Here is a 26,695-nt window from a genome sequence, read left to right on the forward strand (position 1 = left end):
TATGGTTAAAAAAACAAAAACAACTCTGGCTGCTTTAGCAGATATCCATATTAAAATGAGTGATAAAGGTCGCTGGACAGATTGCTTTCAGGAAATATCTAAACGAGCAAACATCTTACTTATTTGCGGTGATTTAACCGATACGGGAGACGAAGAGGAAGCACAGGTATTAGCAGATGAGTTAAAAGCTTGCACCATACCAGTACTTGGGGTATTGGGAAACCATGATTATGAGAAAGGGCGGCAAAAACGCATTCGACAAATCTTACAAGAAGCAAATATGACGCTACTGGATGGAGAAGCAGTTGTCATAGATAACATCGGTTTTGCAGGGGTAAAAGGTTTTGGAGGCGGCTTTGATCGTTATATGCTGTCGATGTTTGGCGAAGATGCCATGAAAGCCTTTGTTCAGGAAGCAGTGAATGAATCATTGCAATTGGATCGCGCATTGGCCAGGCTTGAACAGGAGCATCCCGCTATTCCCAAAATAGCTCTTCTACACTACTCTCCTATCAAAGAAACGGTTATTGGAGAACCGGAACAGATTTTCCCTTTTCTAGGCTCGTCTCGTTTAGCAGACCCGTTGCATCGGAGAAAGGTCTATGCCGCCTTTCATGGTCATGCACATGCAGGTCAATTAGATGGTACCAGCTCTGGAGGGGTAAAAGTATTTAATGTGGCGTTACCGGTACTGAAAAACGCAAATAAAAAGACGCCTTATTATCTTCTAGAAATTGAAAATTAGAGAATATAGCAGTACAAAGTGTTATGATAAACATTATTTTAGTTGATGATCATCACATCGTGCGTCAAGGAATCCGAACACTTCTGGAAATTGAAACCGATATCACGGTGATTGGCGAAACCGACCAGCAAGAGGAACTTGTTCATTTCATAGAGACCGGCAAAGTAGCTGACGTCATTATTATCGATATCAATATGCCTGCTATTGATGGCATAACGTTAACCGAAAGCATCAAAAAATCCTATCCATCGATTCATATTATCGTCTTATCTATGATGGATCATGAAAAATACGTTGCTCAGGCATTCAAGGCCGGGGCTAATGCTTTTTTGATCAAAAATGTCAGTAGGGATGAACTGTTATTTAGTATTCGTTTCGTAGCTCAAGGAGAGTATTATATCTGTTCCGAGATTAGTATGAAATTACTTCATCAAGCGATGAAGGTAATCCCTTTGCAAGCACCGGTTAAAATTGAGGAATTACAAATAAATAATCGCGAAATGGAAGTTCTTGCCTTAACGGCCGATGGCTTTACCAATCAGGAAATAGCAGAGCGCTTGTTTACCAGTAAACGTACAGTAGAAGGTTATCGTCAAAGTTTACTGGAAAAAACCGGAGCCCGTAATACGGCGGCATTGATCAAATATGCTTTCCGGAATGAGTTACTTAAATAATGGATTAAATTTCCCGTATTTACCGAACAAGAAATAGCGTATTTATACGTAGTAAATGTTTCTACTAGCACCTAACTTTGTAAATGTCAGATGTTTATTACGAAACTCGAGTTTCGTAATAGGATAAGTGGTTTTTTATTTTTGGATACAAATTATGAAGATTAGCGTAGCTATTGCAGACAATAATCCTATTCGCAGAGATGGCATCGGTGCAATTCTTGAGCAAGAAAACTTAGAAGTTAAGCATACCGAAGATTGTCCAGACATTTTAAAGGAGCATTTACAAGAGGTCGATGTTTTAATATGGGGAACAAGTAATAACGTGCCGGTAGACAAAAATTTAATAACTAAGCTAAAAGTGTATTCCAGCAAACTAAAGATTATCATTTTGGATAATGACCATGGCTTACAGCCTGCTATCAAGGCTATTTATGCCGGTGCGCATGGATATATTACACAATCTGTGCAAAAGGAAGAATTGCTTTTTGCCATAAAATATGTCATGCAGGGAAAGAAATACGTTGATCCTAGCTTAACCATGCGCCTTTTTAATAAATTAAGTGATTTTGAAGATCATATTGGCAATCTAAATATGAATCTCACCTTATCGGATAAAGAAAATGAAGTACTCGATTTAATGGTTTGCGGTTATGCAAATAAGGAAATTGCTTACCGACTTTTTACGACCAAAAGAAATATTGAAAATCTACGACAAAATTTAATTGAAAAAACCGGTGCAAAAGACAATTTGAGCCTAATTCTCTATCGATTGCATAAAGAGTTTATTCAAAATTAATGTATTTTACGACTATGGTTCTTAATGATGTAGAAGTTATCAATTATTGCGCTATAGCTGGGGTATTTTTTGTCAATTCTGATGACTGGATAATTCCCAACCCTTTTAATAAATTGTGCTAACTCGGCTGTGCAATTTTTGGTTAAATCCTGTAAATCTACGTCATCATCAACCGCTACAGCGGTTTCCAATTGATAGCAAACTAAGTAATACATTTTACTAATTTTTTACTTCTTGAATAACACTTTATATCCTTATTTTGTTTGCTATAAAAACCAGCAGACATGAATAGACTCCAACAAGCCGTTTATACCCTTCTTTTTGTGGTATTGAGTACGGCCATACTCTACCTATCGAGCAGTTTTCTAATACCTGTAGTCTTAGCTGGGGTTCTAGCCATGCTTTTCATCCAGCTATGCAATGCATTAGAGCGCAAAGGATTAAAAAGAGGAGTATCATCCCTTATAGCCGTTTTACTTTTTATACTTGCCGTCGCTATTATTATTGGTTTATTGAGTTGGCAGTTGACTAACTTTTCGGAAAACATCGAACAAATGAAGGAACGTATGCTTTCCTTGCTCCAGCAGTTTAAAAATTGGCTAGAAAGTACGGTGGGCATTACAGATCAGCAACAGCGTGCCATTATTAAGCAGCAAGGCGATGCTACGGCACATTCTACCAGAAATATGTTAACAAATTTTGCAGCGAAGACATTAGGTTTAGGTATCAACACCATTTTAGTGCTGGTTTATATCTATTTATTGCTGTTCTATCGTTCACGTATCAAGCAATTTATTCTCAAACTAGTGCCACCTAAAAATTATAAGGAAACAGAAAAAATTATTAGCCAAGCAGCAAGAGTATCTCAGCAATACCTAGGAGGGTTAGCCGGTATGATTGTGCTGCTTTGGATACTTTACGGCATCGGCTTTTCTGTTGTTGGTGTTGAAAATGCATTATTTTTTGCCGTATTATGTGGTATTCTAGAAATTATTCCTTTTGTTGGAAACATTACCGGTACGGCCACAACGGTTCTAGCAGTTGTAGCGCAAGGTGGTAAAAGCGATATGATAATTGGTGTCATTGCGGTTTATCTTTTAGTACAATTCTTTCAGACGTATATTCTGGAACCATTGGTTGTAGGGAACCAAGTCAATATTAATCCTTTATTTACCATCATGGCCTTAACTGCAGGCGAGCTCATTTGGGGAATAGCTGGAATGGTATTGGCAATACCTGTTTTGGGGATAATAAAAATAATTTGTGACCATGTACCTAGCCTCACACCTTATGGATATTTAATTGGTACAGAACCAAAAACAAAACACAAGTGGGTACAAAAAATAAAAAACACAGCATCCTAATGTTTGGCTTCATTTTTTCTAGACTAGGATTAACCTTATCCGATTAGCGGATATAGAATTTTATTTACGAGCTATGTTGAGTTTAGAAGCCTTAAATCTGCTACGTTTATTACGGAGATGGTCTGTAGGATCTATCGGGAAGTTTGCGGAGGAAATGCATTTACCACCTGAGGCGGTAGCGTTGGCTGCAAACGAATTAGTTAACCGAAAGCTTATACAAACCTTTGACATGCATGACGACTGTCCGTTTCATAACAAAATGCTCCAAATCAACGATGAAGGGTTGAATTTTTTAGAAATGATGGATGGACCTGTGGACACATTCCAAACCTAGATTAGCCTCCAATTTAAGCAAGCTAACCCATTAGTAATACAGCAAGTCTATTGCTAATGCCTTTTATAAAAATAGTAAACAATGCCTATCGCTACGACAAACACAATTCCGAATATGATTGGGGCAAACATGTGATTAATTTTTATGTATTTATGGTACTTTTCTCTTTATACTCCGCATGATCGTTAAACCATTTTCGATTTGTATCGTATGATAATTTTTGGATATCGTTCGATACGTTAATCGCACCTTTATGATAATGATCGTTGCAATTAATGATCCGTTTTATAAACCGCAAATGCTAAGGCGTTTTTTTAGCAGAACGGAGATTTTTTGCCAAGCAGCTGTAAAACGTAATATGGCCATAAAAACCATAACGAAAGATAGGTAGAATTGTACACTGGTTAAAAGCACCTACCTTTGGCTTTGGAAATGCCGCCTCCAAAATTCATATCTTGTAGCAGGCTGCACTGGCGTTTCTGTACAAACCCTTCTTTAAGTTTGGCAACATTTTAATCGTGTACTAAATAGTAAATACTACTGTATGCATTAATGAAAAATCATTTTATTAGATAACTAATGGATAAGGCGGACAACGTGCTTCCAACCATCTCACTAAACCATTTTTAATGCGAATAAGGCTGGCACTGATTGTGGTATCTAACTCATCGTAAACATCATTTTAGTACTTTAAATTATATCGCATGTATACGTTAGGAATTAATGCCGTATTTCACGACTCAGCTGCTTGCTTAATTCAGGATGGACAACTTCTTGCCGCTGCTGAAGATGAACGATTTACCCAAATTAAACATGGTAAAAGACCGATCCCTTTTTCGACGTATGAATTACCCTATCATGCTATTTCTTTTTGTTTGAAACAGGCGGGAATAATGTTGAAGGATATTGATCACATGGCATACTCTTTTGATCCTTATGTATTATTAAATGAGGACGAGCGTCAACAGGCTTGGGCGAACATACCCTTCCATCAAACTACAACGCATTTGGCAATGAATGAGCCTTGGAAATATTTATTCCTTTCGTCCATTATCAATGCTCCCCGACAGTTAGTAGATGGCTATCCACATCACTTACAAGCTTCCTTTATCGGATCTTCAATGCAGGATTGGCAATGGCATTATGTGAATCATCATTTAGCCCATGCGGCAAGTGCGTTTTTACCTTCTCCCTTTGAAAGAGCTGCTGTGCTTACTATGGATGGACGTGGTGAACAGGTGTCAACCTCTTATTATGTAGCCAACGAAAATAATTTGACGCTGGTACAAGAAGTAGGCTTGCCTCATTCGCTGGGCCTACTGTACGAAGAGGTAACCGATTATTTGGGTTTTCTCCGCTCGTCTGATGAATATAAAGTCATGGCTTTGGCATCTTACGGAGAACCACTTTTTGCCCATGAATTTCGGCAAATGATCCAGGTGAACCCTAATGGTACCTATACCATAGATACCTTACGATTAGAAGAACGGTTTGGCCCTAGACGATTACGTAATGCTCCTTTTACAGCACATCATTTTAATATTGCTCGATCGCTGCAAGTGGCATTGGAAGAAATAGTCTTAGAACTTCTCAGCTGGTTTTATGACCATACCAAGGAAGATAATCTTTGCTTAGCAGGAGGTATTTTCCTTAATTGTGTATTAAATGGAAAAATTAGAGACAAAAGTTCATTCAAGCATATTTGGGTTCAGCCAGCAGCAGGAGATTCGGGAACAGCTTTAGGAGCGGCCATGCTAACCGATGTACAGCAACGGCACGTTACGCAAAAAGTTTATACCATGGACCATGTCTACTTAGGTCCGACGTTTACAGACCAAGCGATTCAACAGGTGCTTGACCGCAATAAAATACGTTATACTAAAATGTCGGATATAGCTGAAGAAACAGCTATGTTATTGGCACAGGATAAAATTATTGGTTGGTTCCAAGGTCATATGGAATACGGACCCCGGGCATTGGGCAGCCGATCTATTTTAGCCTCTCCTTTACATGCAGAAATGCAACCCCGACTCAATGAAGTAAAAGACCGGGAAGATTTTCGGCCTGTGGCCCCTGTAGTAACGGAAGAAGATGCGAAAAACTGGTTTGTTGGAGCAGACCAATCTCCTTTTATGCTTTTTGTATATGACGTGAATCCGGAGAAAGCGCATTTGATACCCGCCGTGAAACATATTGATGGTACGGCTCGAATACAAACGGTTAATCGGCAGCAACATCCGCTATATTACCGATTGATTAAAGCATTTGAACAAAAAACTGGCGTTCCTGTTCTGGTCAATACTTCTTTTAATACACTGGGAAAACCCATTGTTTGTTCGCCAAGGGATGCAATAGCGTGCTTCTGGACATCACCTTTCGATGCCCTTGTGATGGGATCTTATCTCATTGAGAAAGACAGTCAACATAAAATGGAAACCGATGTTACCTTAAAAGACAAATTAGTTAATGCTTAGCTAAAACATATGGATATGATGAAAAAGATTTCTGTCGTTATTCCTACGTATAAGAGGCCTCAACTATTAATAAAATGCCTGCATGCGCTACATCAACAAGTGCTTGAAAAAAAATACTACGAAGTTATTGTGGTGAGTGATGGATTTGATGCGGCGACGAAAAAACTAGTTCATGAAATGCAGCATTTGTTTCAAGATCATTTGGTGTATTTGCATCATGAAGTTCGGAAAGGCCCGGCAGCTGCACGTAATTTAGGATGGTTATTTTCAAGCAGTCCCTTGATTGCATTTACCGACGATGATTGTATTCCGGACGAACGTTGGCTACTGGAGATTTTAACGCATCATGACGGTAAAAGTGACCTTGTTTATTCCGGAACCGTTATCGTGCCAACGGCTAGAAAACCGACAGATTACGAAAAAAATACGGCGCAACTGGAGCAGGCGGAGTTTATAACCGCGAATTGTGCCTGTACCAAAAAGGTACTATATCAAGTGGGCGGTTTTGATGAACGGTACAAAATGGCTTGGCGTGAAGATAGTGATTTGCATTTCAAATTGCTTCAGCAGCGTATTCCAATAATAAAGTTACCAAAGGCTGTTGTGATTCATCCGGTAAGACGGGCTAAATGGGGTGTGAGCGTAAAAGAACAGAAAAAAGGAATTTACAATGCCTTACTTTTTAAAAAATTCCCTACCCTGTACCGATCAAAAATAGCCTCCAGAACATCGCTTTTGTATTATACGTTACTAGTCTTATTGTTGATTATGATTTATTCCACTATCGTCCGTATGCCATTATTACAATGGTATAGCACCATATTTTGGGTTTGCCTTACGATGGCATTCATCATGTTACGTTTACGCGGAACGCGCAGATCGTTAGGGCATGTAACGGAAATCGTTGTAACTTCTATCGTTATACCCTATTTGTCTATTTTCTGGAAAATCTATGGTGCTATAAAATTTAGGGTTTTTATGATCTAATGCAACATAAGCTATGACCGAAATAAAAAAAATTGCCTTCTTGCGCGCACTTCAATTGGGAGATTTTCTTTGCACCGTACCTGCCATACGCACATTGCGCAAGGCTTATCCGAAGGCCATAATTTCTTGGATTGGATTACCACATATGGCCCATCTGGCTAAACGTTTTGCCCATTATATCGATGAGTTTATCCCTTTTCCCGGCTATCCTGGTCTACCAGAACAGCCTATCGTGCCTGAGGCCATTTTACATTTTATACAAGAAATGCAAAGAAGGCGATTTGATCTAGCGCTCCAGTTACAAGGAAATGGCACACATGTAAATGATTTACTCAGTCTCTTTAAGGCAAATAAAATGGCTGGCTTTTATTCCAATCAGTCTTATAAACCTCCTGACGGGGGTTTTATGCTTTACCCCGAACATCTTCATGAAATTGATCGTCATTTGGCACTTATGAAACATCTGAAATTGCCTATTCAAGAAACGGCGCTTGAATTTCCAATAGCAATGACCGGTAGACCTCTATTAGATGAATTAGGACTTGAACCTCAAACTTATATCTGTTTTCATGCGGGGTCTCGCGGCAAATGGAGGCAATGGCCTCCCAGACACTTTGCGTATTTGGCTGATCATTGCATGAAATTAGGCTATCGAGCAGTGTTTACTGGGACGAGAGATGAGCAGGAGCTCGTTGCTAATGTAGCATCATACATGCATAATAAACCCATAATTGTTGCCGGGAAAACCAGTTTAGACGAATTAGCCATATTGTTAAAACAAGCCAAAGGTTTGGTTTCTAATTGTACCGGAGTAGCACACCTTGCCTATGCGTTAGAAATTCCTACCGTTACCATTAGCATGGATGGCGAACCTTATCGGTGGGGACCACCAAAAAACAACCGCCATGTGCTAATCGACTGGTTGAAAACACCAATTTATGAAAAAGTTGAAGCTTCCTGTGATTTGGTTTTTAATTTAGGCTTTTGCAGTAACTTGCGTACTGCAATTATAACCTGATCTGCAGATGGTATGGGTACGTAATCGGCATAATGGGTTTTATGCACGAAACGAACAATTTCATTTTTACTGATGTCCTTTTCCAGTAAGCTAAATTCCAAAATTTCCATGTGAGTAGACATCCATGGATGATGCTGAGGATTTGTTTGTGCGTAAAGTACCACTTGTGGTGTTTCTACCGCTGAAGCCAAATGAGCAGTTATGGTATTGACCGATATTACAACCGCTGACATGGCTATTAAAGCTGCCAATTCGGCTAAAGAGAGTTTACCACCTAAGGCGTAAGCATTCCCTTGCAGCTCGTGTTGCAAATCCTCAGTCAATTGCCGTTCAGCCTTTGATCCTGTTAGTAAAATCTGCGCATTAAATTGTCGCTGTAGTATTTTTCCCAATTGAATCCACTGCGTGATTGGATAAGACCTTTTGCGTTCACTTACGCCGGCATGTAGTATAAATAAATTTCGATCGAGGTTGACACCCAAAGCGACAAGCTTCTGTCGTAAGATTTGACGGACATCGGGGTTGAGGGATATTTTTAACCGCTTATCTGCAACCACTGCCCCTACCCGTTCTACCAAGTCCAAATCTCGTTCGGTTTGGTGTTTAATTACTTCATAAGGCTCTTTTTCCAATATCCAATAATTAAGCAATTCATAGGGGTTTTCCCTACAATAGGCTAATCGCTTTGGAATACCCACCATCCATGCCAATAAGGCCGCAGGAAGTGCGCTTTGACTATAAACGGTGAATACAACACACGCATCAAATTGCCTTTCTGTTAGCTGCTCAATTAAGTCCCTCATTTCACTAGATGTACTCACCTCACTTCGTTTTACCCAGGGTAAACTTGCTGTAATCACGTCATCAATTTCGGGTAATAAGTCGGCTATTGGTCTTACTTCGTTAGATGCAAGTAATGTGATTTTGGCATTGAATGTATTTTTCAATGCCCTGATCGCTGGTGAGGACATGAGTACATCACCCATATTGTCTGCGCGGATAACTAATATCGATTTACAAGATGTCCAAGCGGTCATAATGCTTTCATTTTTGCTGGGTTTTTAGTAGAAGATCTCCCTTGTATACGCCGAATAATCGTAGAAGTTGATTGGCCATGGGTAAAAGGCAATAATATTAATTCAGCGCCAATTTCTTGAATAACTTTTGCTTCAGGTAAGTCCTCCTGCTGGTAGTTTTCTCCTTTTACTACGATATCCGGCTTAAGCGATTTTATAAGTTCAGAAGGATTGTCGCCTGCTAAACCATCGCCAAAACTGATAATATAATCTACCGAAGAGAATGCTGCTAGAACTTCTGTCCGGTCTTTCAAGGTATTGATGGGTCGGCTATTTCCTTTTAACCGTCTAACACTTTTATCGGTATTTATACCCACAATAAGCACATCACCTAATTTTTTGGCTTGCTGTAAATAATAGGTATGCCCACAATGTAAGATGTCGAAGCAGCCATTCGTGAAGACAATCCGTTTTCCAGCGGTCTTCAATTGATCAATCAAGTCACTCAGTATACTGACAGCATCTATTGCCTTCATTTCGCTATTGGCGTTGGCAATAATTTCAGAACGCGTACAAGTAGCGGTACCTTCTTTTTCTACAACGCAGCCAGCAGCAATAGTTGCCAAGCGTGCCGCTTGAGGCTTAGTTGCTCCTGCGATTAAAGCTAAGGTTGCTGTGCTGATATAGGTATCCCCTGCACCACAAACACATGCATGAGTAACCGATTTTGCAGGCATTAATAAGGGTTCTTTATTCCTTTCTAACCAAAGGGCGCCATCTGCATCCAAAGTTAGCGCCACTATCGCTGCGTTTGTTTTGTTGAACAGGCGGTTTCCAATGGACATAAATTGCTTCACGCGATTGGTTTCGGCATTGGCATTGACTTTTAACAATTCTAATGCTTGCCGGTAATTGGGTTTGACCAAAGTGGGCTGTAAAGCCTTAAACGCTTCTAATCGTTTCGAATCTATGGCAATAAATTTAGGGTGTTTTTCGTGCAATTGTTGGAGTGCACCAATTACATGAGCTGTAATAACGCCTTTTTCGTAATCGGCAATAAGTACGGCATCTGCTGTTAAATACGCTTCTTCTAAAAGATCAATCAATAAGCCTTCTGACGCTTCGGAAATAGCGTTTTTATCTCCTACATCAAAACGAACTACTGTTTGCTGTTGCGCAACTAAACGTGTTTTAATTTCCGTTTTCCGAGAATCATCACGGACCAAATAGTTTGCTTGTATACGGTGTTCAGCAAGTAGCGGTTTGACCTGCGTTTCAAATAAATCTTCACCGACAACCGTGCACAGGTATACCGTTGCTCCTAATGCAGTTAAATTAGCGGCTACATTTCCAGCCCCACCTAATTGCTCGTTTTCGTATTGTACATCAAGAACAGGCACAGGCGCCTCTGGAGAAATCCGACTACTTTCGCCATGTATAAAACGGTCGACAATCAAATCTCCTAAAACCAATATTTTCTTTTGGTTAAATTGCAGTACTATATCCAATATTCCCGTATCCATGCTGTTCATTCGTTAAATGTGAAACAATACTTTCTGCTGCATTCAGAAAATCTGACGCAATAGAATAAGGCGTTCTGTAGGGGCCCGATTCCCAAAGGGTTTCATTTCCATTGTTAATAAGTACACTCTTACATCCGGCGCGATTTCCGGCTTCAATATCATTTAAAATATCACCAATCATCCAGGAATGAGTTAGCGACAGTTGATGATCAAAAGCAGCCATTTGCAATAATCCTGGCATTGGTTTCCTGCAGTTACACGTACAAGCCAAGCGTGAGACAATGCCATTGGGATGATGTGGACAGAAATAAAATGCTTTAAACGGAGGTAAGCCATTTATTTCGAACAGCTGTTTCAAGGCGTCTCTAACCACAAAAATGTCGTCTTCCGAAAAATATCCTTTTGCTATTCCAGATTGATTGGTAACGACATACAAATCAAACCCTTGCTGTACAAGCAATTTTAAACCTTCGACCACCCCACTTTCTAAGTGAATTTTATCTGGATCCACGTTATAGGGTATATTGGGAATTAATGTTCCGTCTTTATCTAAAAAGATTGCTTTTTTAACTTGCATGGTGCTGCTCCCTTAATTGGTGAATAGTTAAACGATTATATTTTAATTGGTGTTGAGCTTCGGGTAATAATTGTTTAAGCTGAACATCGTCCAATAGCCGATTGGCTTGTATATATCTTTCATAAACCTGTTCTATGGAGTAACTGATTTTTTCCCATGTAAACAGGGTATTTACCCGTTCGACAGCATGCACACCCATTTTTTGATCATTGGTACTAAAAAGTTGATGTAACTTTTGTGCTAATGCTTTTGGCTTTTTGGGTTCTACGAGATAGCCTGTTACGCCATCACATACGCTATATTTAATCCCGCCAACATTTGATCCAATAACGGGTGTTCCACAAGCCATCGCTTCCAAAGGGGTGATCCCAAAAGGTTCATACCATGGAGTAGAGACGAATACGTCGGCAGCATTATAATAATATTTTAACTCCTTCCGTTTTTTAGGTCCGACGAAATCTACATGAGCGTCCTTTCCTAATGCTTGGGCAATTTTCTTTAAGCGCTGTAATTCCGGACTAGCTAAAAAATGAGCCTCATCTCCATCTCCTCCCACTACAACTAGCCTCACCTTAAAGTCGTTCTTGATATATTTTAAGGCGCGAATAACATTATCAATTCCTTTTCGAGGCACCATACGCCCTAATTGCAAAATAATTTTCTCATCGTCCTTTAATTTCAGGCGTTTTCTGGCTTGTTGCTGCGCGATGGGATAAAATTCTTTAGGGTTAAATCCACAAGGTACAATCACTATGCGCTTGGTGTCGGCTCCATATAGTGTCATTAAATCGTGCTTGTCTTGCGGGCATTCTGCAATGATACAATCTGCATGACGTGCGATATTTTCTTCGATCATTAATCGCTCATCTGGAAAATTGTCTTGTTGCTTTAAATAGTGACGTCTTACCTTACCTAATGCGTGAAAGGTGACGACCAATGGAATGCCATAATCCATTTTTATGGCTAGCCCAACCATTGCCGACATCCAGAAATTAGCATGGACCAATTGATAAACCAGCTGTTGCTGATCCATAAAGTTTATCATATCTTGACGAAATTCGTCCATATAGTCTAAAAGTTTTTCTTTTGGCATGGGGATAGGCGGACCAGCTTTGACATGAATCACGCGCACGCCTGGAAATAGTTGAACCATCTTGGGCAATCGCTTATGGTCTTTGCGCGTAAAAATATCAATTTCATATCCCCTTTTTGCTAACTGTTTAGCTAGCTCTGCCACATAAACATTTTGACCCCCACTATCTATCCCTCCTAAAATGGCTAAGGGCGAGGCATGTTCACTAATAAATGCAATCTTCTTCTTCATCATGTTATTCGCTTAATAAATCTTTCCCTTGTGTTATCTTTGACCATTCCTGATCTTTTTTCTTTTAAGCTATTGACTGCTCATAGACAAATACTAATAATTAAAACATTTTCGTGTGTTTCATTAATAAATCACAAGAGACATACCCCAATCGCCTTAATAAATAATGAACGAAAATTTATAGGGAAGAAAATAAACTTTTAATTAGAGAAACAGCTACTTACCGGTTATGCCATTCTCCAAAAAAAAGAAAACGCTAAAACTGGTCTAGTTTTCAAACTGTCCTAAAAAAAATATAGTGCTGTTTATAAAAGTAGATAAGCGTAACCTAACTAAACAACTATTTCTGTTTACGCAATTCTTTAGCTATCAATAAATGGTTTTTAAGTATGGGTAAATTTTTATTTGCAAACGATTGAATTTGAACATCTTTAGCATGGCTACCTTGTAGACTGAACCAGTCGACCATCTTCTGATGATCTTCAATCATCCATTGCAGAAATGCCTGATCAAAAACTTGACTTGACTTTGTTGCAAGCTCATTTAAGCGTTGTTGTTGGTTTGTATCAAGCTGTTCAGGCAACGTAAAATGGCGAAGGCTTAATGTCGCTTTCAAGTCTTTGGCTAATTGTTGGTGCTGCTTGATTAACAACGCTCCAAAGTTTTGAATAGCCGTATCGGTTGATCGTTTTTTCGCAAGTTCGCCGGCCTTTATTTCTACCATACCAGAGATTGCTACTGCTGTAACAAATTCACTGTCTCGATCAACTAATTTACCAGAGTCTGCTACTACTTTTTCTGCTGCCGAATCGACAGCACTTAAGGGTTCTTTACGATAGTTATTTCGCTCATTTTGACTGCAAGCCGCTGCCAAAAGTAAAGCACTTCCAACGAAAACTAGATGCTTAACCATGATCATTTATTTGTTAATGTTATACCATTAATTACTTACTTATACATATTACTTACATGTATCGAACCATTTTTTGCACTCTATTTGCTTATAAATTAAACAAACAATAAAACACTATATGTCAAGAGGTAATTTTTTTGAACGTTTTTCCAACAAAATAACCAGTTGGACTGGAAGCTCTACTGCATTTGGAATTGCTTTAGGCGTCGTTATTGGGTGGGCAGTATCTGGCCCTGTTTTTAATTATTCTGATACCTGGCAACTGGTCATTAATACGAGTACAACCATTGTCACCTTTTTGATGGTCTTTTTAATTCAAAAAGCACAGAATAAAGATTCAAAAGCTATCCAACTCAAGTTAAACGAATTAGTCGCTGCTAACCAAAAGGCCAGCAATCGCATGGTGGATGTGGAGGATTTTACCGAAGAAGAATTAGATCTCTTACATCAATTTTATGAAAAATTAGCAGCAAAAACCAAGAAAGAAAATGATATCCATCTTTCACATTCAATTGATCAGCAGGAAATTATTATCAAATCAAAAGAAAAAAAAGAATGAGTAATTATACTCATTCTTTTTAATCGAAGAATTCGCCCATTTTCTTCTCTAACTGCTGAATGTTAGTTGCGTGAACAGCATTTGGACTACTGGGAAGTCTTATCCTTTTATTTTTAGATGGCTTTCAGTCCATCGTTACTTGCTTTATGGTTTGTTTTTCATTATTGCCTTAACGCTTTTCATTCTATTATCCTTTTATCCTTTGTATTTAAATCTCTATTGTTCAGTAAGCATGCCTATTTTTAGCTAAACAAAAATTATCCAAACAAATAGTTTCATTTAATGGTAAGATTAGGTAAGGTTAGAAAATGGTAAATGGATCAGCTAGTCGCCGATGATTAGGTTTGAAAAAATAATTAAAGCTGTATGGAAAATTTAGAATCAAAAACAACGGTATTAAATGATTTAATCCGCTTGAACAATGATCGGATTGCCGGATATGAAAAGGCAATACAAGCGTTAAACGAAAATACTACGGATTTAAAAACGGTTTTTCACGATCAAATCGTACAAAGTTATGCCTTCATAGCAGAATTGAAGGAGGCTGTAGAAGATACTGGAGGAAAAGCCGAGGTAGATGAAACAACTACTGAAGGAAAACTCTTTAGAAGTTGGATGGATATTAAGGCAATTTTTACCGGTTCCGATCGGCAGTCTGTACTTGAAAGTTGCATAGAGGGTGAAAATGCTATCCATGACGCTTACACAGAAGCCAGTAAATTGCAAGAGCTACCGACCAATACTCAATTTCTTATTCAACAACAAAAAGAAAAATTAGCGATGTCCGGGAAAAAAATAGCGGCTTTATATCATTGTCGAAAAATAAAGGTTACAAATAAGTGATACTTCTAAGAAACTTTTGGCAAATGGATTTGTTAAAAATTTAAAAGACATACTACCTTATGCTTAACATATGAATGCTAATATCAAGTTAAAAATTCAAAATCCACTGTTAAAAACAGGTTTGCAAGCACTTCTAAAGAAAGAAAATGGCATTGTAGTGTTGCGGGATGAATCGTATGATGAACTTGCAGACGTTTGTCTATTCGAATTAAATAATGAAGATGATCTACGGTATTTGGATCAAATTGATTCTATATCGTTACGATCACGAAATTTAGCCATATTGTCATCAAATGATTTATCCTTAGTGACTCAAGCCTTAGGGAAACGTATTGCCGGAATAATTTTAGACAATGCAACCGCCGATGAGTTATTGTTTGCTATTGAATATATCACCAAAGGAAATCAATATGTTGCCCCTAAAATCTCTTTACAGTTTATAGAAAAGTTGGGTAATTTAGGTTCTTCAACACTCTTTTCTTCTAAAATGGAACTATTAAACCAAAAAGAGCGAGATGTATTAGAGCTCATTATGGGTGGGCATGCCAATAGGGATATTGCTTACCAACTTTTTACAACCAAAAGAAAAATTGAGGAAATCAGAAAATCTATTATGCGGAAGATTGGAGTTGACAACAATTTAAGTTTATCGGCTTTTTATTTAAATCAGAAACTGTTTCATAACGATCATCTTAGCACACATTAAGCATTTATCAAGAGTTAATAGTGCTTTCTATGTTATCGTAATGTTCGAGCTTTTTCTTGTCTATTATCTTAAATTGCTTACTCTTTACAAGAATGGCACCTTCTTTTACCAATTCGTTAACCATTCTAAAAAACGTTTCATAAGTCGTTCCAGCGTAAGCAGCCATATCTTGTCTTTTTAGTTGCAATCGAATATAACCATCATCCCCTATACCAAATTGCTTATGTAACATCAAAAGCATATCCGCTATTCTACCTTTTACCTCCATTAATGCCAGGTTACGCATTCTTTTTTCCGCTCGTCTTAATTCATTTAAATGAAATTTTAGAAACTGTAGTGTCAGCTCATGATTTGCCTGTAAGGTCTTGTTAAAAAAATCGATGCTTACATAACAGGTTTTACAGTCCTCTAGAACTGTTGCTGTTACCGGATAAACGGTATCATCGCTTAAACCTCGGTAACCAAATAATTCACCTGCTTTGCTAAAATGTAAAATTAGTTCCCTATCTTCTCCCCATTGTTTATGCACCTTTACAATCCCTTGTAGTAGAAAATAAATTCCCTCGGCCTTTTCCCCTTCCTTAAAAATGACTTCTCCCCTTTTAAAAATCTTTATTTTACGCTCCTCTACTATAGCAGGCAGCCACCCCTTGGAGCTATGTCGACACATGAAGCAGTCACTTAAATCACACGAACTATCTTTTGGTTTCATGTCTTAACATTTAGCACACAAAAGTACTCGCTTTATTGAGCAAATAAAATGAATTTGTTTATAAAAAATATGATATAAATCATATTTTTGCCATAAAATTACTATACATGACTATCAAAACAGACAGTATTCCTATATCGGTGTCTTTAAACCCAACCTTGCAATCAGCCGATATGCACCCGCAGGAAACAAAAGATAAAAAGCGAGTCGTCTTAATAGCGGTATACGCTATCCTCGTAGCAGCATGTATTAGTTGCATTGCGAAAGTGCTCATCTTTCTAATCAATGCGGTAACCAACCTTTCCTTCTTTGGTCTTTTCACCATTCATGAACATCATCCTTCGGAGAATCAATTGGGGCTATGGGTCATTTTAGTACCCACAATTGGTGGTTTTATTGTTGGTTTGATGGCGTTATATGGCTCTAAAGCCATTCGCGGACATGGTATTCCAGAAGCTATGGAACAAATTTTAACCAACCAAAGCAAAATTAATCCAGCCATTACCTATTTGAAGCCACTATCATCGGCTATTGCTATCGGTACCGGCGGACCTTTTGGTGCGGAAGGACCGATCATTGCAACGGGAGGAGCCCTGGGTTCAACCTTAGGCCAATTATTAAAAATCACGCATAATGAGCGTAAAATCCTATTGGCATCTGGTGCTGTAGCTGGTATGACTGCTATTTTCGGAACGCCAATTGCCGCTATTTTTTTGGCGATTGAGTTGCTTTTATTCGAATTTTCTCCACGGGCGATCATTGCCGTGTCACTAGCCTGCATAACGGGTGCTGCCGGTCATCATATTCTATTTGGAACGGAGCCTGTATTTTATATTAGCAACACCATATCAACGCCAAGTAATGCAGCTATTTTTTCTTATAGCATCATCGGTGTTATTATTGGTGTCTTATCGATTGGGATTACCAAGGCCGTATATGCAGTAGAAGATAGCTTTGAGCGTTTACCTATTCATTGGATGTGGTGGCCAGCTATCGGCGGTTTAGCTGTTGGTATTATTGGCTATTTCGCACCGCGAACACTCGGAGTAGGCTATGAAAACATTACAGACCTTCTTTCTGGTAATATGCCCCTAAAATTTGTACTTACTCTATGTATATTGAAATTTCTCTCGTGGGTCATCGCTTTGGGTAGCGGCACATCGGGTGGTACGTTAGCCCCTTTACTAACCATTGGTGCAGCTACCGGTATTCTTTTAGGTACACTTACCTTATATTTTTTCCCCAACTGCGGTATTACGCCTTCCCTCATGGCTGTTGTTGGCATGTCTGCTATGTTTGCTGGTTCTTCTCGCGCTTTAATTACCTCTATTATCTTTGCTTTAGAAACAACCGGTCAATTTAATGCATTACTTCCTTTATTGGGAGCATGTGTAGCATCTTACACAACTTCTTTTTTGTTTATGCGTCATACTATTATGACAGAGAAAATAGCGAGAAGGGGTGTGCAAACACCCCATACTTATGAACCTGACTTATTAGCACAGATCTTGGTAAAAGATGCATTAGAATCATCCAACGCTATTTTGGAGGAGCAAATGACAATTGCTCAGGCCAGAAGCTGGTTTGGTGAAACGATTGCCAGCGTTCATGTAAATTACATGATCATTGTGACTCAAGACAATAACTATAGCGGCATTATTAGTGCTTCTAACCTCTACTCCCACCATCATGACCTTAATGCTTCTGTGGCCTCGTTAATTAAACGTAAACCCATTTCGTTAGCCGAATACGACACGTTACGTTTAGCTATCGACAAAATGATTAGTGAGAATGTAGACGTACTTCCGGTAGTATCGCAACAACAAGAACTCATGGGAGTTTTATCTTATCAGCATATCCTATCGGCGTATTATAAGTCGACTAAAAAAGCCAATACAGAAGAAATTAATATTCTGTTGAAAAGCAAATTCAGTCGCCACCAATAGCCGTTTTTCTTCATGAACAGCTTATGAAATAAATAAACATTTATGCACAGGCACTGTTTTTGCTTTCGTTGTGGTGTATAAAGTAAAATCGCACATGAAACGATATTCAAAATGTGTGAGATATTGTTTATGTTTACCAAAACTTTTTATCAAAAATGAACATAAAAAAAACCTATCCGTTGATTTGTAGCATAGCATTATTGGCTTTTGCTATGCAAGCTTGTAAGTCAAAAAAAATGACGGTACAACCTAGCGCTGTTATTGAAACAAAAAAGGAAGAGCCGGTTAAAGAAAAAGAACCCGAACCAGTGGTTGAAAAAAAGGAAGAGCCCGCTCCAGTGGTTGAAAAGCCAAATTACAACTTTAAAAACATTCTTTTTGAATTTGATTCAGGCGTCTTAAAAACCGAATCATATGCTGTTTTAGATCAAATCGTTCGCGAAATGAAGAAAGATTTATCAGCTAAATTTTTAATTAATGGGCATGCATCCATTGAAGGTAGTCCCGAACACAATATGGCCTTATCCGTTGATCGTGCGAACGCAGTAAAATTATACTTAGTAAATGCAGGGATAAATTCAGGAAATTTGACCACCAAGGGCTATGGAGCAACAAAACCCGTTGCAACAAATGACAATGAAGAAGGTCGTTCGTTAAACCGTAGAGTAGAAATTACAGTTGTTAAATAATTTTGAACGAACACTTAAAAAAGCTGTCTGAAATGATGTTTCAGACAGCTTTTTCTTTTTTATTTTATACCCAGTTCTTTCTGAATCTGCTCCAAGGTTTTCCCTTTCGTTTCTGGCATAACGCGCCAAATAAATAGAAAAGATAAAAACATCATGACCGCATAAAATATAAACGAGTAATATCCACCCAATACATTCCCCTCAACAATGACCGGAAATACCCATGAGATAATCGCAGCCATTATCCAATGGGTGAAACTTCCCAGTGAACCACCCTGCGAACGAACAGCATTAGGAAAGATTTCCGAAATAAACACCCAAATAACGGCTCCCTGAGAAAAAGCAAAAAAAGCAATAAAACCAATCAGGTAATAAATAACCTTCCGATCAGCCACCAGCGGATCACTGAAAGAGAATGCCGTTAATGATAAGAACAAAACCATTCCAGCAGCGCCTATTAATAATAATTTTTTACGTCCAAACTTGTCAATCACCGTCATCGCTAGCGCTGTAAAAATAAAATTTGCCAAACCTACATAGACAGATTGCTGAAAGGCATCCGCTTTGTCAAAGCCTGCCATCTCAAAAATCCGAGGTGCATAATACAGGATCGCATTGATACCTGAAAGCTGATTGAACATCGCTAATAAGATGGCATAAAAAATAGGTTTATTGTATTTTCCATTAAACAAACGTTCTTTAACACCATTCATAGCGAGTTCATGCTCTTCCTTAATCAATTCGACAGCTCCCATTTGACCCAGTTTATGAAATATTTTCGTTGCTTCTTGATCCCTACCCTTTAACACTAACCAACGCGGACTTTCCGGTATAAAATTAAGCAGCACAGCAAAAATTAAAGCGGGCACAGCCATAATGCCTAGCATATACCTCCATGAGTCTTCACCACCAAATCCGGATAATAAATAATTGGTTAAATAGGCGACTAGTATACCACCAACAATATTCAATTGAAATAAACCTGCTAATCTTCCCCTGCTTTCTGCAGGCGAAATTTCGGAGATATACATTGGTCCGACAACCGAAGAAGCCCCCACAGCAAGACCTCCGAGAAAGCGAAATAAAACAAAGATAATCCACTGTGAAGTAACCGCGCAACCTATAGCCGACAATAAATACACAATAGCAATACCCAATAAAACTGTTCTTCTTCCGTTAAGCTGGGTGATACCGCCAATAATCAACGATCCTATAACGGTTCCTATCAAACTGGAAGCAACGGTGAAACCCAACCAAAAAGAATCTAAGCTCCAAACATGTTGTATAGTCCCTTCGGCGCCAGAAATGACGGCGGTTTCAAAACCAAATAAAAAACCGCCTAATGCGGCTATTAAAGCGATTCGCGTAGCGTAAGAAATCATATATCTATCTTGTTAAACTGTTATTGCATCCAACAGGTTTATAATGCACATTTACTTGCAAGTATAAGCTATTTTTTCATTTTTTGTATCGCTAGAACAATTTATTTAGGGTAATGACATTTAACCTAGGTAGCCACTCATTCCTTAATTTATCATATATTTATTAGAAAAAAGCAGCGATTTAAACTTTTTATGCCTGATATTGTTTATTGAGGAGACGAACTAATTATTTCCATGCTATGCAATCACGCCGTAATTTCATCCAAAAGCTAATGTTAACGGGTGCAGCCATTCCCTTTATGCCATCCTATCTGGCCGCTGCAGAGGCCGAAAATTCAAAGGACGGTCTATCCTTTTCTGACGATCGTATACTCCGAGTAGCTATTATGGGTTTAGGTGGATACGGTACACGTGTTGCTGATGCTATGCAGGCCTGTAAACGGGCAAAATTGGTGGGCGTTATCAGTGGTACTCCTGCCAAGATCAAAAATTGGCAAAATAAATACGGTATACTCGAAAAAAACTGTTATAACTACGAAAACTTTGATCAAATCAAAAACAACAACGATATTGATGTTGTGTATATCACCACACCAAATGCCTTACATCATGATGAAACTATCCGGGTAGCTAAGGCTGGTAAACATGTCATTTGTGAAAAACCAATGGCATTAAACGCTCGTGAAGGACAAGAAATGGTTGATGCATGTCAAGCTGCGGGAGTAAAACTGTTAGTCGGTTATCGCATGCATTTTGAGGCAAAAACCTTGGAGGTCGTCCGCCTACGAGAGACAGGGGCGTTTGGAAAGATTATGTTTTTTCAGGGGCTATGCGGTTTTCGTATTGGTGATCCAAATCAATGGCGTTTGAATAAAGCGTTGGCTGGTGGGGGTTCATTAATGGATATCGGCATTTATGCCCTAAATGGTGCCCGCTACATGGTAGGCGAAGAGCCTGTTTGGCTGACTGCTCAGGAAACAAAAACCGACCCGCAGAAGTTTAAAGAAGGCGTGGATGAAACAATACAATTCCAGTTGGGATTTCCTAGCGGAGCGGTAGCATCATGTCTTTCAACATACAACATGAATAACCTGGATCGCTTCTTTTTAAACGGCGAAAAAGGTTTTGCAGAATTACAGCCATCAACAGGATATGGCCCTATTGAAGGCCGCACGCATCTCGGTCCGCTTACACAGCCCCATACCACCCATCAGACCAAGCAAATGGAAGAAATGGCCGGGATTATATTAGATGGTCATAAACCCATCATCGCGGTGGATGGTAACGAAGCGATAAAAGATTTAAAATTAATCGATGCGATTTATAAAGCCTGTAAAACCGGGCAAAAAATTGACGTATAGCAAATGCAGCTTAACATACATTTACTAGATTACAGACTGTTTTGGTCAAAAGAAAATAGCTAGCGGACATTACTCTTCGTATAAACGAGTAGCCTTAATGCCAATCTTTTCCAGTTCCCGGATAATATCCAAATAATTGATCCCAATACCGTTAACCCGCAACGGTTTATAGATGGAATCAACATCAAATTTCCAGCTTGTTAACCCCTTAACATTTTCCAATACATGGAATAATTCACCTTTAAAGGTGGAGGTAGGAATCTCTGTCTTAAATAATAAGCTTTCCATAATGACACCATTAATTTTTTACTAATTGATTAGAAGAAGATCAGCTATTCTGGAAACACCAAGAAAAATGCTTCCTTTAATACTCCTTTATTCCATATCCCGCTTGAACGGTAAATATAGCATGTAGTTTGGCTTGTTCTTCAAAGATAAAAAAAATATCAACTATTTTGTATTAATTTTTTCTTTTTTTAAGGATTTGTCGCTGTTATTATTTTAAGCCAATTGCATTTGAAACCAACGATTTTTTTGCTACTTTTGTATCTACAAAATCAACCACCCTTATACTATTGCTACTAGCAAAATCTCAACAATTTTCGCTAAAAATAAATTATTCAAATCCACGTGAAATCCACCTCAAGTCCACCTTTTATCCACCTTTCCTTTTACTGTCCTCCTACTTTCTCCCATATTTCCTTGCCTTTTCTTAGTGCGTAGATCATATGATGCATAGGTGGATAACATGTGAATAGAACATCAGGAAAGCTCATTGTATATCCATTCAATTTTCGTTATCTTTGCTCTTCTTAAGAAACAACATGATTTACTTCTTCAAAAACCATCAACATACCACCCTTTTTGCTCTACAAACATCACGCGACCTCACCACTAAAGACATTGCCAAACTAAATTGGCTATTTGGCGGTACTACCTTAGTCGAAGAAAAAACGATCAAAGGTACTTATATCGGTCCGCGGGTTACGATGATTACTCCCTGGAGTACCAATGCAGTAGAAATTACCCAGAACATGGGCATATCGGATATTATCCGAATAGAAGAATTTAAGGCTGTTGACGCCAACTTCACCTCGTTTGACCGTATGTTGATGCAAAGATATGAAGAGCTAAATCAGGAACTATTTACCATCGCCATTGAACCCGAGCCTATTTTGGAGATTAGCGATATTGCAGCCTATAACAAGCAAGAAGGGCTATCCTTGAGTGACGAGGAGGTAAATTATTTGGATCAGTTGGCAAAAAGATTAGGCAGGAATCTGACTGACTCTGAAGTATTTGGTTTTTCACAAGTAAATTCTGAGCATTGTCGTCATAAGATTTTTAATGGGACATTCATTATTGACGGAAAAGAGCAGACCTCTTCCCTATTTAAGTTAATCCGTAAAACATCAGAAACACATCCCAATGGCATTGTTTCAGCTTATAAGGACAATGTCGCTTTTATAAAAGGACCAAAATTACAGCAGTTTGCACCTTTGAGAGCTGATATACCCGAATTTTACGCCATCAAGGAATTTGAGTCGGTTATCTCCTTAAAAGCCGAAACACACAATTTCCCCACTACCGTAGAACCTTTCAATGGTGCAGCAACAGGCTCTGGTGGTGAAATACGCGATCGCCTGGCTGGTGGTCAAGGCTCCCTGCCGCTCGCCGGAACAGCCGTATATATGACCGCTTTTTCCCGGTTAGAAGCAAACAGGCCTTGGGAGCAAGCCATGGACGAACGAGAATGGTTATACCAAACCCCCATGGATATACTGATTAAAGCTTCAAATGGTGCTTCAGACTTTGGGAATAAGTTTGGACAACCCTTAATAGCAGGATCTGTACTTACCTTTGAACATGAAGAAGATGCTAGAAAACTTGGTTTCGATAAAGTGATTATGCTTGCTGGAGGCGTAGGCTATGGAAAAGCCGATCAATCCAAAAAACAGGAGCCAAAAGCAGGTGATAAAATCGTTGTTTTAGGCGGAGAAAATTACCGTATCGGAATGGGTGGAGCGGCAGTGTCTTCAGCAGATACGGGTGCTTTTGGTTCAGGTATTGAACTAAATGCTGTTCAGCGATCCAATCCGGAAATGCAAAAGAGGGCTGCCAATGCGGTACGTGGGATGGTAGAAAGCGATCATAACACCATCATATCTATCCATGATCACGGAGCTGGCGGCCATTTAAATTGCTTGTCTGAGTTGGTAGAAGATACGGGTGGAAAAATAGACTTGGACAAACTTCCTATCGGAGATCCTACCCTATCGGCCAAAGAAATTATCGGAAATGAATCGCAGGAACGTATGGGCTTAGTCATTGCTGAAGAACACCTGGACACCTTGAAAAAAATTGCCGATAGAGAGCGTTCACCGTTATATCAAGTTGGTGATGTTACAGGCGATCACCGATTTACTTTTATATCCGAAACTACCGGCGCTAAACCTATGGATTTAGCGTTGAAAGATATGTTTGGCAGTTCGCCAAAAATGGTTATGGAAGACAAGACCATTGCACGTGACTATCAAGCGATCACCTATGAAACCACCAAATTACCTGACTATTTAGATCAGGTGCTACAATTAGAAGCCGTTGCTTGTAAAGACTGGTTGACAAATAAGGTGGATCGCTGCGTTGGCGGAAGAGTGGCTAAACAACAATGTGCTGGCCCTTTACAACTTCCATTGAATAATTGTGGTGTTATGGCGCTCGATTATCAAGGTAAAGATGGTGTTGCGACATCTATTGGACATTCACCCTTAACAGCTTTAATTAATGCCGCCGCAGGTAGCAGGAACGCAGTTGCCGAAGCGTTGTCCAATCTCATTTGGGCTCCCTTGCAAGATGGACTAACGAGTGTATCTTTATCCGCTAACTGGATGTGGCCTTGTAAAAATGAGGGCGAAGATGCGCGTCTTTATGAAGCGGTTAAAGCCTGTTCGGATTTTGTGCTGGATTTAGGCATTAATATCCCAACAGGTAAGGATTCGCTTTCCATGAAACAAAAATACCCCAATGGAGAAGTCATCGCACCAGGTACGGTCATTATTTCTGCTGCAGGCCATTGCAATGATATAACGAAAGTTGTTGAACCGGTATTGCAAAAGGATGGTGGAGCGATTTATTACATTAATCTTTCTGGCGATGATTATAAATTAGGCGGGTCTTCCTTTGCCCAAATCCGAAATAAGATCGGTACTGAGGCTCCTGATGTATTGAATGCGGAACAATTTAAACAGACTTTTGCTGCCATTCAAGAACTCATCCAGGCAGGGCAAATTCAAGCTGGACACGACATTGGTAGCGGTGGATTGATTACCACTTTATTGGAATTATGTTTTGCAGACCGCAACCTAGGTGCTTCCATCGATCTAACGGCATTAAATGAAAAAGACAGTATTAAAGTCCTATTTGCGGAAAATATAGGTTTGGTATTTCAGGCAGATCCGGCAATTGAGAACAAGCTCATGGCAAAAGGTATTCATTTTCATAAAATAGGCCAAGTTACTCCAAATGCGTCTTTAGTTCTAAAGAATGGTGAAGATCACTGGGAGCTTGCCATTGATTCCCTCCGTGACACTTGGTTTAAGACTTCCTATTTACTCGATCAACAGCAAAGCGGTAAACAAAAAGCGAAAGAACGTTTTGAACATTATAAAAACCATGTATTGACATATGTCTTTCCTGCTGACTTTGATGGAAAAAGACCACGTATCGATTCATCGAAACCACGCCCTAAAGCTGCTGTCATTCGGGAAAAGGGAAGTAACTCTGAACGTGAATTAGCCAATGCACTGTATTTAGCCGGCTTTGATGTTAAAGATGTACATATGACGGATTTAATTTCAGGGCGAGAGACGCTGGAGGACATCCAATTCATCGGTGCTGTTGGCGGCTTTTCTAATTCAGATGTTCTGGGATCAGCCAAAGGTTGGGCAGGAGCATTTATGTACAATGAAAAGGCACGCATCGCTTTAGAAAACTTTTTCAACCGTCCAGATACATTGTCTGTTGGAATTTGCAATGGTTGTCAGCTTTTTGTCGAATTGGGGCTTATCAATCCTGATCATCAGGAAAAACCGCACATGTTGCACAATGATAGCCATAAGCATGAAAGCGGTTTCACTTCCCTAACCATTCAGAAAAATCATTCCGTAATGCTTTCTAACTTAGCTGGATGTACCCTAGGTGTTTGGATTTCACATGGTGAAGGAAAGTTTCAGTTGCCTTATTCAGAAGATCAATACCATATTGTTGCCAAATATGCTTATGATACTTATCCTGCCAATCCGAATGGCTCGTCTTACAATACAGCCATGCTTTGTGACACTACAGGCAGACACTTAGTCATGATGCCGCACATCGAACGTTCACTTTTTCAATGGCATTGGGCCAATTATCCAAAAGATAGACATGATGAAGTGTCTCCGTGGATGACCGCTTTTGTAAATGCTAGAAAATGGATAGAAGATAGATCATAACGTCAATATTGGTGTTTAAAGAACCTTTGTTTTAGATGTTTTAGACGATAATTTTTAAAATTAATTCCACTTTCTTCCGCAGACCACGAAGTAGCTTGAATGCGAGGTTTACCCACAATGTGTTTATCTTTCAAGATGTTCGTGAGGCTCTCTACGGTCGGTTCTTTGATACTTTTTTTTTCGGACCTTTTCATGAAATGAAAAAGCTTGGATGCCTTTGGAAGTAAACACTTATGAAAAAAAAGAAAGTATATAATAAAGG

24 protein-coding genes are annotated in these 26,695 nt (G+C 39.1%); 15 read left to right on the forward strand and 9 right to left on the reverse strand.

Annotation, left to right across the window (positions count from 1 at the left end; all coding sequences use genetic code 11):
- Window position 1: 1 nt before the first annotated feature.
- From ABD930_RS10950 to ABD930_RS10960, 3 genes are all read left to right on the forward strand, one after another.
- Entirely contained in the window at window positions 2–745 is a 744-nt protein-coding gene (locus ABD930_RS10950; protein ID WP_345231757.1) for a metallophosphoesterase family protein, read from the forward strand.
- A gap of 23 nt (window positions 746–768) precedes the next feature.
- Window positions 769–1,419, forward strand: coding sequence for a response regulator (locus ABD930_RS10955; RefSeq protein WP_345231758.1), 651 nt, complete (start codon window positions 769–771; stop codon window positions 1,417–1,419).
- A 154-nt stretch (window positions 1,420–1,573) separates the two neighbouring features.
- Window positions 1,574–2,215, forward strand: a complete 642-nt coding sequence (locus tag ABD930_RS10960; RefSeq protein ID WP_345231759.1) for a LuxR C-terminal-related transcriptional regulator — start codon at window positions 1,574–1,576, stop codon at window positions 2,213–2,215.
- On the opposite strand, the gene ABD930_RS10965 is transcribed toward ABD930_RS10960, so the two are convergent.
- Window positions 2,212–2,430, reverse strand: a complete 219-nt coding sequence (locus tag ABD930_RS10965) for a hypothetical protein (protein WP_345231760.1) — start codon at window positions 2,428–2,430, stop codon at window positions 2,212–2,214. The two genes, ABD930_RS10960 and ABD930_RS10965, sit on opposite strands and share 4 nt — an antisense overlap.
- 69 nt (window positions 2,431–2,499) lie before the next feature.
- On the opposite strand from ABD930_RS10965, the gene ABD930_RS10970 reads away from it, so the two are divergent.
- The 5 genes from ABD930_RS10970 (at window position 2,500) to ABD930_RS10990 (ending at window position 8,392) form a co-directional block, all read left to right on the forward strand.
- On the forward strand, window positions 2,500–3,579 hold the full coding sequence (locus ABD930_RS10970; protein ID WP_345231761.1) for an AI-2E family transporter: 1,080 nt from the start codon (window positions 2,500–2,502) through the stop codon (window positions 3,577–3,579).
- A gap of 73 nt (window positions 3,580–3,652) precedes the next feature.
- Window positions 3,653–3,913 (forward strand): hypothetical protein, encoded by a 261-nt coding sequence (locus ABD930_RS10975; protein WP_345231762.1) that lies wholly within the window; start codon window positions 3,653–3,655, stop codon window positions 3,911–3,913.
- A gap of 704 nt (window positions 3,914–4,617) precedes the next feature.
- The gene (locus ABD930_RS10980) at window positions 4,618–6,387 is read left to right on the forward strand and encodes a carbamoyltransferase family protein (protein ID WP_345231763.1); all 1,770 of its coding nucleotides are present in this window, start codon (window positions 4,618–4,620) and stop codon (window positions 6,385–6,387) included.
- Window positions 6,388–6,402: 15 nt separating this feature from the next.
- On the forward strand, window positions 6,403–7,374 hold the full coding sequence (locus ABD930_RS10985) for a glycosyltransferase family 2 protein (RefSeq protein WP_345231764.1): 972 nt from the start codon (window positions 6,403–6,405) through the stop codon (window positions 7,372–7,374).
- Window positions 7,375–7,387: 13 nt separating this feature from the next.
- Window positions 7,388–8,392, forward strand: a complete 1,005-nt coding sequence (locus ABD930_RS10990; protein ID WP_345231765.1) for a glycosyltransferase family 9 protein — start codon at window positions 7,388–7,390, stop codon at window positions 8,390–8,392.
- Here ABD930_RS10990 and ABD930_RS10995 read toward each other — a convergent pair.
- The 5 genes from ABD930_RS10995 to ABD930_RS11015 all read right to left on the reverse strand — a co-directional run bounded on the left by ABD930_RS10995 (window position 8,311) and on the right by ABD930_RS11015 (window position 13,745).
- Complete coding sequence (locus tag ABD930_RS10995) at window positions 8,311–9,429, reverse strand: glycosyltransferase family 9 protein (RefSeq protein ID WP_345231766.1); 1,119 nt, start codon at window positions 9,427–9,429, stop codon at window positions 8,311–8,313. The two genes, ABD930_RS10990 and ABD930_RS10995, sit on opposite strands and share 82 nt — an antisense overlap.
- The gene (gene rfaE2 / locus ABD930_RS11000) at window positions 9,426–10,931 is read right to left on the reverse strand and encodes a D-glycero-beta-D-manno-heptose 1-phosphate adenylyltransferase (protein WP_345231767.1); all 1,506 of its coding nucleotides are present in this window, start codon (window positions 10,929–10,931) and stop codon (window positions 9,426–9,428) included. Before rfaE2 ends, ABD930_RS10995 begins: the two co-directional genes overlap by 4 nt.
- The gene (locus ABD930_RS11005; RefSeq protein ID WP_345231768.1) at window positions 10,894–11,508 is read right to left on the reverse strand and encodes a D-glycero-alpha-D-manno-heptose-1,7-bisphosphate 7-phosphatase; all 615 of its coding nucleotides are present in this window, start codon (window positions 11,506–11,508) and stop codon (window positions 10,894–10,896) included. The genes rfaE2 and ABD930_RS11005 overlap by 38 nt, the downstream gene beginning before the upstream one ends.
- Entirely contained in the window at window positions 11,498–12,835 is a 1,338-nt protein-coding gene (locus ABD930_RS11010; RefSeq protein WP_345231769.1) for a glycosyltransferase family 4 protein, read from the reverse strand. Before ABD930_RS11010 ends, ABD930_RS11005 begins: the two co-directional genes overlap by 11 nt.
- Window positions 12,836–13,172: 337 nt before the next feature.
- Window positions 13,173–13,745, reverse strand: coding sequence for a DUF4142 domain-containing protein (locus ABD930_RS11015; RefSeq protein WP_345231770.1), 573 nt, complete (start codon window positions 13,743–13,745; stop codon window positions 13,173–13,175).
- Between the two features lie 118 nt (window positions 13,746–13,863).
- On the opposite strand from ABD930_RS11015, the gene ABD930_RS11020 reads away from it, so the two are divergent.
- The 3 genes from ABD930_RS11020 (at window position 13,864) to ABD930_RS11030 (ending at window position 15,853) form a co-directional block, all read left to right on the forward strand.
- Window positions 13,864–14,304: a low affinity iron permease family protein gene (locus ABD930_RS11020; protein WP_345231771.1), complete on the forward strand. Its 441-nt coding sequence runs from the start codon at window positions 13,864–13,866 to the stop codon at window positions 14,302–14,304.
- 366 nt (window positions 14,305–14,670) lie between these two features.
- Complete coding sequence (locus ABD930_RS11025; RefSeq protein ID WP_345231772.1) at window positions 14,671–15,147, forward strand: ferritin-like domain-containing protein; 477 nt, start codon at window positions 14,671–14,673, stop codon at window positions 15,145–15,147.
- Between the two features lie 70 nt (window positions 15,148–15,217).
- Window positions 15,218–15,853, forward strand: a complete 636-nt coding sequence (locus tag ABD930_RS11030; protein WP_345231773.1) for a LuxR C-terminal-related transcriptional regulator — start codon at window positions 15,218–15,220, stop codon at window positions 15,851–15,853.
- A 7-nt stretch (window positions 15,854–15,860) separates the two neighbouring features.
- On the opposite strand, the gene ABD930_RS11035 is transcribed toward ABD930_RS11030, so the two are convergent.
- A complete protein-coding gene (locus ABD930_RS11035; protein ID WP_345231774.1) occupies window positions 15,861–16,565 on the reverse strand; it encodes a Crp/Fnr family transcriptional regulator in 705 nt (234 codons plus the stop codon).
- Between the two features lie 107 nt (window positions 16,566–16,672).
- Here ABD930_RS11035 and ABD930_RS11040 point away from each other — a divergent pair, with 107 nt between their 5' ends.
- Together ABD930_RS11040 and ABD930_RS11045 are read left to right on the forward strand one after the other, a co-directional pair.
- Complete coding sequence (locus ABD930_RS11040) at window positions 16,673–18,511, forward strand: chloride channel protein (protein WP_345231775.1); 1,839 nt, start codon at window positions 16,673–16,675, stop codon at window positions 18,509–18,511.
- A 155-nt stretch (window positions 18,512–18,666) separates the two neighbouring features.
- Window positions 18,667–19,200, forward strand: a complete 534-nt coding sequence (locus ABD930_RS11045) for an OmpA family protein (RefSeq protein WP_345231776.1) — start codon at window positions 18,667–18,669, stop codon at window positions 19,198–19,200.
- 59 nt (window positions 19,201–19,259) lie between these two features.
- Here the strand turns inward: ABD930_RS11045 and ABD930_RS11050 are convergent, their stop codons facing one another.
- Window positions 19,260–20,582: a sugar porter family MFS transporter gene (locus ABD930_RS11050; RefSeq protein ID WP_345231777.1), complete on the reverse strand. Its 1,323-nt coding sequence runs from the start codon at window positions 20,580–20,582 to the stop codon at window positions 19,260–19,262.
- 239 nt (window positions 20,583–20,821) lie between these two features.
- On the opposite strand from ABD930_RS11050, the gene ABD930_RS11055 reads away from it, so the two are divergent.
- The gene (locus ABD930_RS11055; RefSeq protein WP_345231778.1) at window positions 20,822–21,943 is read left to right on the forward strand and encodes a Gfo/Idh/MocA family protein; all 1,122 of its coding nucleotides are present in this window, start codon (window positions 20,822–20,824) and stop codon (window positions 21,941–21,943) included.
- Window positions 21,944–22,012: 69 nt separating this feature from the next.
- On the opposite strand, the gene ABD930_RS11060 is transcribed toward ABD930_RS11055, so the two are convergent.
- A complete protein-coding gene (locus ABD930_RS11060) occupies window positions 22,013–22,231 on the reverse strand; it encodes a hypothetical protein (RefSeq protein WP_345231779.1) in 219 nt (72 codons plus the stop codon).
- 536 nt (window positions 22,232–22,767) lie between these two features.
- On the opposite strand from ABD930_RS11060, the gene purL reads away from it, so the two are divergent.
- The gene (purL, locus tag ABD930_RS11065; RefSeq protein ID WP_345231780.1) at window positions 22,768–26,433 is read left to right on the forward strand and encodes a phosphoribosylformylglycinamidine synthase; all 3,666 of its coding nucleotides are present in this window, start codon (window positions 22,768–22,770) and stop codon (window positions 26,431–26,433) included.
- The last annotated feature ends 262 nt before the right edge of the window (window positions 26,434–26,695 follow it).

Origin of the sequence: Olivibacter ginsenosidimutans, assembly GCF_039542865.1 — a bacterium.
In the GTDB taxonomy this organism is placed as follows: Bacteria; Bacteroidota; Bacteroidia; order Sphingobacteriales; family Sphingobacteriaceae; genus Olivibacter; species Olivibacter ginsenosidimutans.

Excerpts from the sequence above, each read along its gene's own strand:
- ABD930_RS10950 (WP_345231757.1), top strand. The coding sequence starts at position 2 with ATGGTTAAAAAAACAAAAACAACTCTGGCTGCTTTAGCAGATATCCAT.
- ABD930_RS10955 (WP_345231758.1), top strand. The coding sequence starts at position 769 with ATGATAAACATTATTTTAGTTGATGATCATCACATCGTGCGTCAAGGA.
- ABD930_RS10960 (WP_345231759.1), top strand. The coding sequence starts at position 1,574 with ATGAAGATTAGCGTAGCTATTGCAGACAATAATCCTATTCGCAGAGAT.
- ABD930_RS10965 (WP_345231760.1), bottom strand. The coding sequence starts at position 2,430 with ATGTATTACTTAGTTTGCTATCAATTGGAAACCGCTGTAGCGGTTGAT.
- ABD930_RS10970 (WP_345231761.1), top strand. The coding sequence starts at position 2,500 with ATGAATAGACTCCAACAAGCCGTTTATACCCTTCTTTTTGTGGTATTG.
- ABD930_RS10975 (WP_345231762.1), top strand. The coding sequence starts at position 3,653 with ATGTTGAGTTTAGAAGCCTTAAATCTGCTACGTTTATTACGGAGATGG.
- ABD930_RS10980 (WP_345231763.1), top strand. The coding sequence starts at position 4,618 with ATGTATACGTTAGGAATTAATGCCGTATTTCACGACTCAGCTGCTTGC.
- ABD930_RS10985 (WP_345231764.1), top strand. The coding sequence starts at position 6,403 with ATGATGAAAAAGATTTCTGTCGTTATTCCTACGTATAAGAGGCCTCAA.
- ABD930_RS10990 (WP_345231765.1), top strand. The coding sequence starts at position 7,388 with ATGACCGAAATAAAAAAAATTGCCTTCTTGCGCGCACTTCAATTGGGA.
- ABD930_RS10995 (WP_345231766.1), bottom strand. The coding sequence starts at position 9,429 with ATGACCGCTTGGACATCTTGTAAATCGATATTAGTTATCCGCGCAGAC.
- rfaE2 (WP_345231767.1), bottom strand. The coding sequence starts at position 10,931 with ATGGATACGGGAATATTGGATATAGTACTGCAATTTAACCAAAAGAAA.
- ABD930_RS11005 (WP_345231768.1), bottom strand. The coding sequence starts at position 11,508 with ATGCAAGTTAAAAAAGCAATCTTTTTAGATAAAGACGGAACATTAATT.
- ABD930_RS11010 (WP_345231769.1), bottom strand. The coding sequence starts at position 12,835 with ATGATGAAGAAGAAGATTGCATTTATTAGTGAACATGCCTCGCCCTTA.
- ABD930_RS11015 (WP_345231770.1), bottom strand. The coding sequence starts at position 13,745 with ATGGTTAAGCATCTAGTTTTCGTTGGAAGTGCTTTACTTTTGGCAGCG.
- ABD930_RS11020 (WP_345231771.1), top strand. The coding sequence starts at position 13,864 with ATGTCAAGAGGTAATTTTTTTGAACGTTTTTCCAACAAAATAACCAGT.
- ABD930_RS11025 (WP_345231772.1), top strand. The coding sequence starts at position 14,671 with ATGGAAAATTTAGAATCAAAAACAACGGTATTAAATGATTTAATCCGC.
- ABD930_RS11030 (WP_345231773.1), top strand. The coding sequence starts at position 15,218 with ATGAATGCTAATATCAAGTTAAAAATTCAAAATCCACTGTTAAAAACA.
- ABD930_RS11035 (WP_345231774.1), bottom strand. The coding sequence starts at position 16,565 with ATGAAACCAAAAGATAGTTCGTGTGATTTAAGTGACTGCTTCATGTGT.
- ABD930_RS11040 (WP_345231775.1), top strand. The coding sequence starts at position 16,673 with ATGACTATCAAAACAGACAGTATTCCTATATCGGTGTCTTTAAACCCA.
- ABD930_RS11045 (WP_345231776.1), top strand. The coding sequence starts at position 18,667 with ATGAACATAAAAAAAACCTATCCGTTGATTTGTAGCATAGCATTATTG.
- ABD930_RS11050 (WP_345231777.1), bottom strand. The coding sequence starts at position 20,582 with ATGATTTCTTACGCTACGCGAATCGCTTTAATAGCCGCATTAGGCGGT.
- ABD930_RS11055 (WP_345231778.1), top strand. The coding sequence starts at position 20,822 with ATGCAATCACGCCGTAATTTCATCCAAAAGCTAATGTTAACGGGTGCA.
- ABD930_RS11060 (WP_345231779.1), bottom strand. The coding sequence starts at position 22,231 with ATGGAAAGCTTATTATTTAAGACAGAGATTCCTACCTCCACCTTTAAA.
- purL (WP_345231780.1), top strand. The coding sequence starts at position 22,768 with ATGATTTACTTCTTCAAAAACCATCAACATACCACCCTTTTTGCTCTA.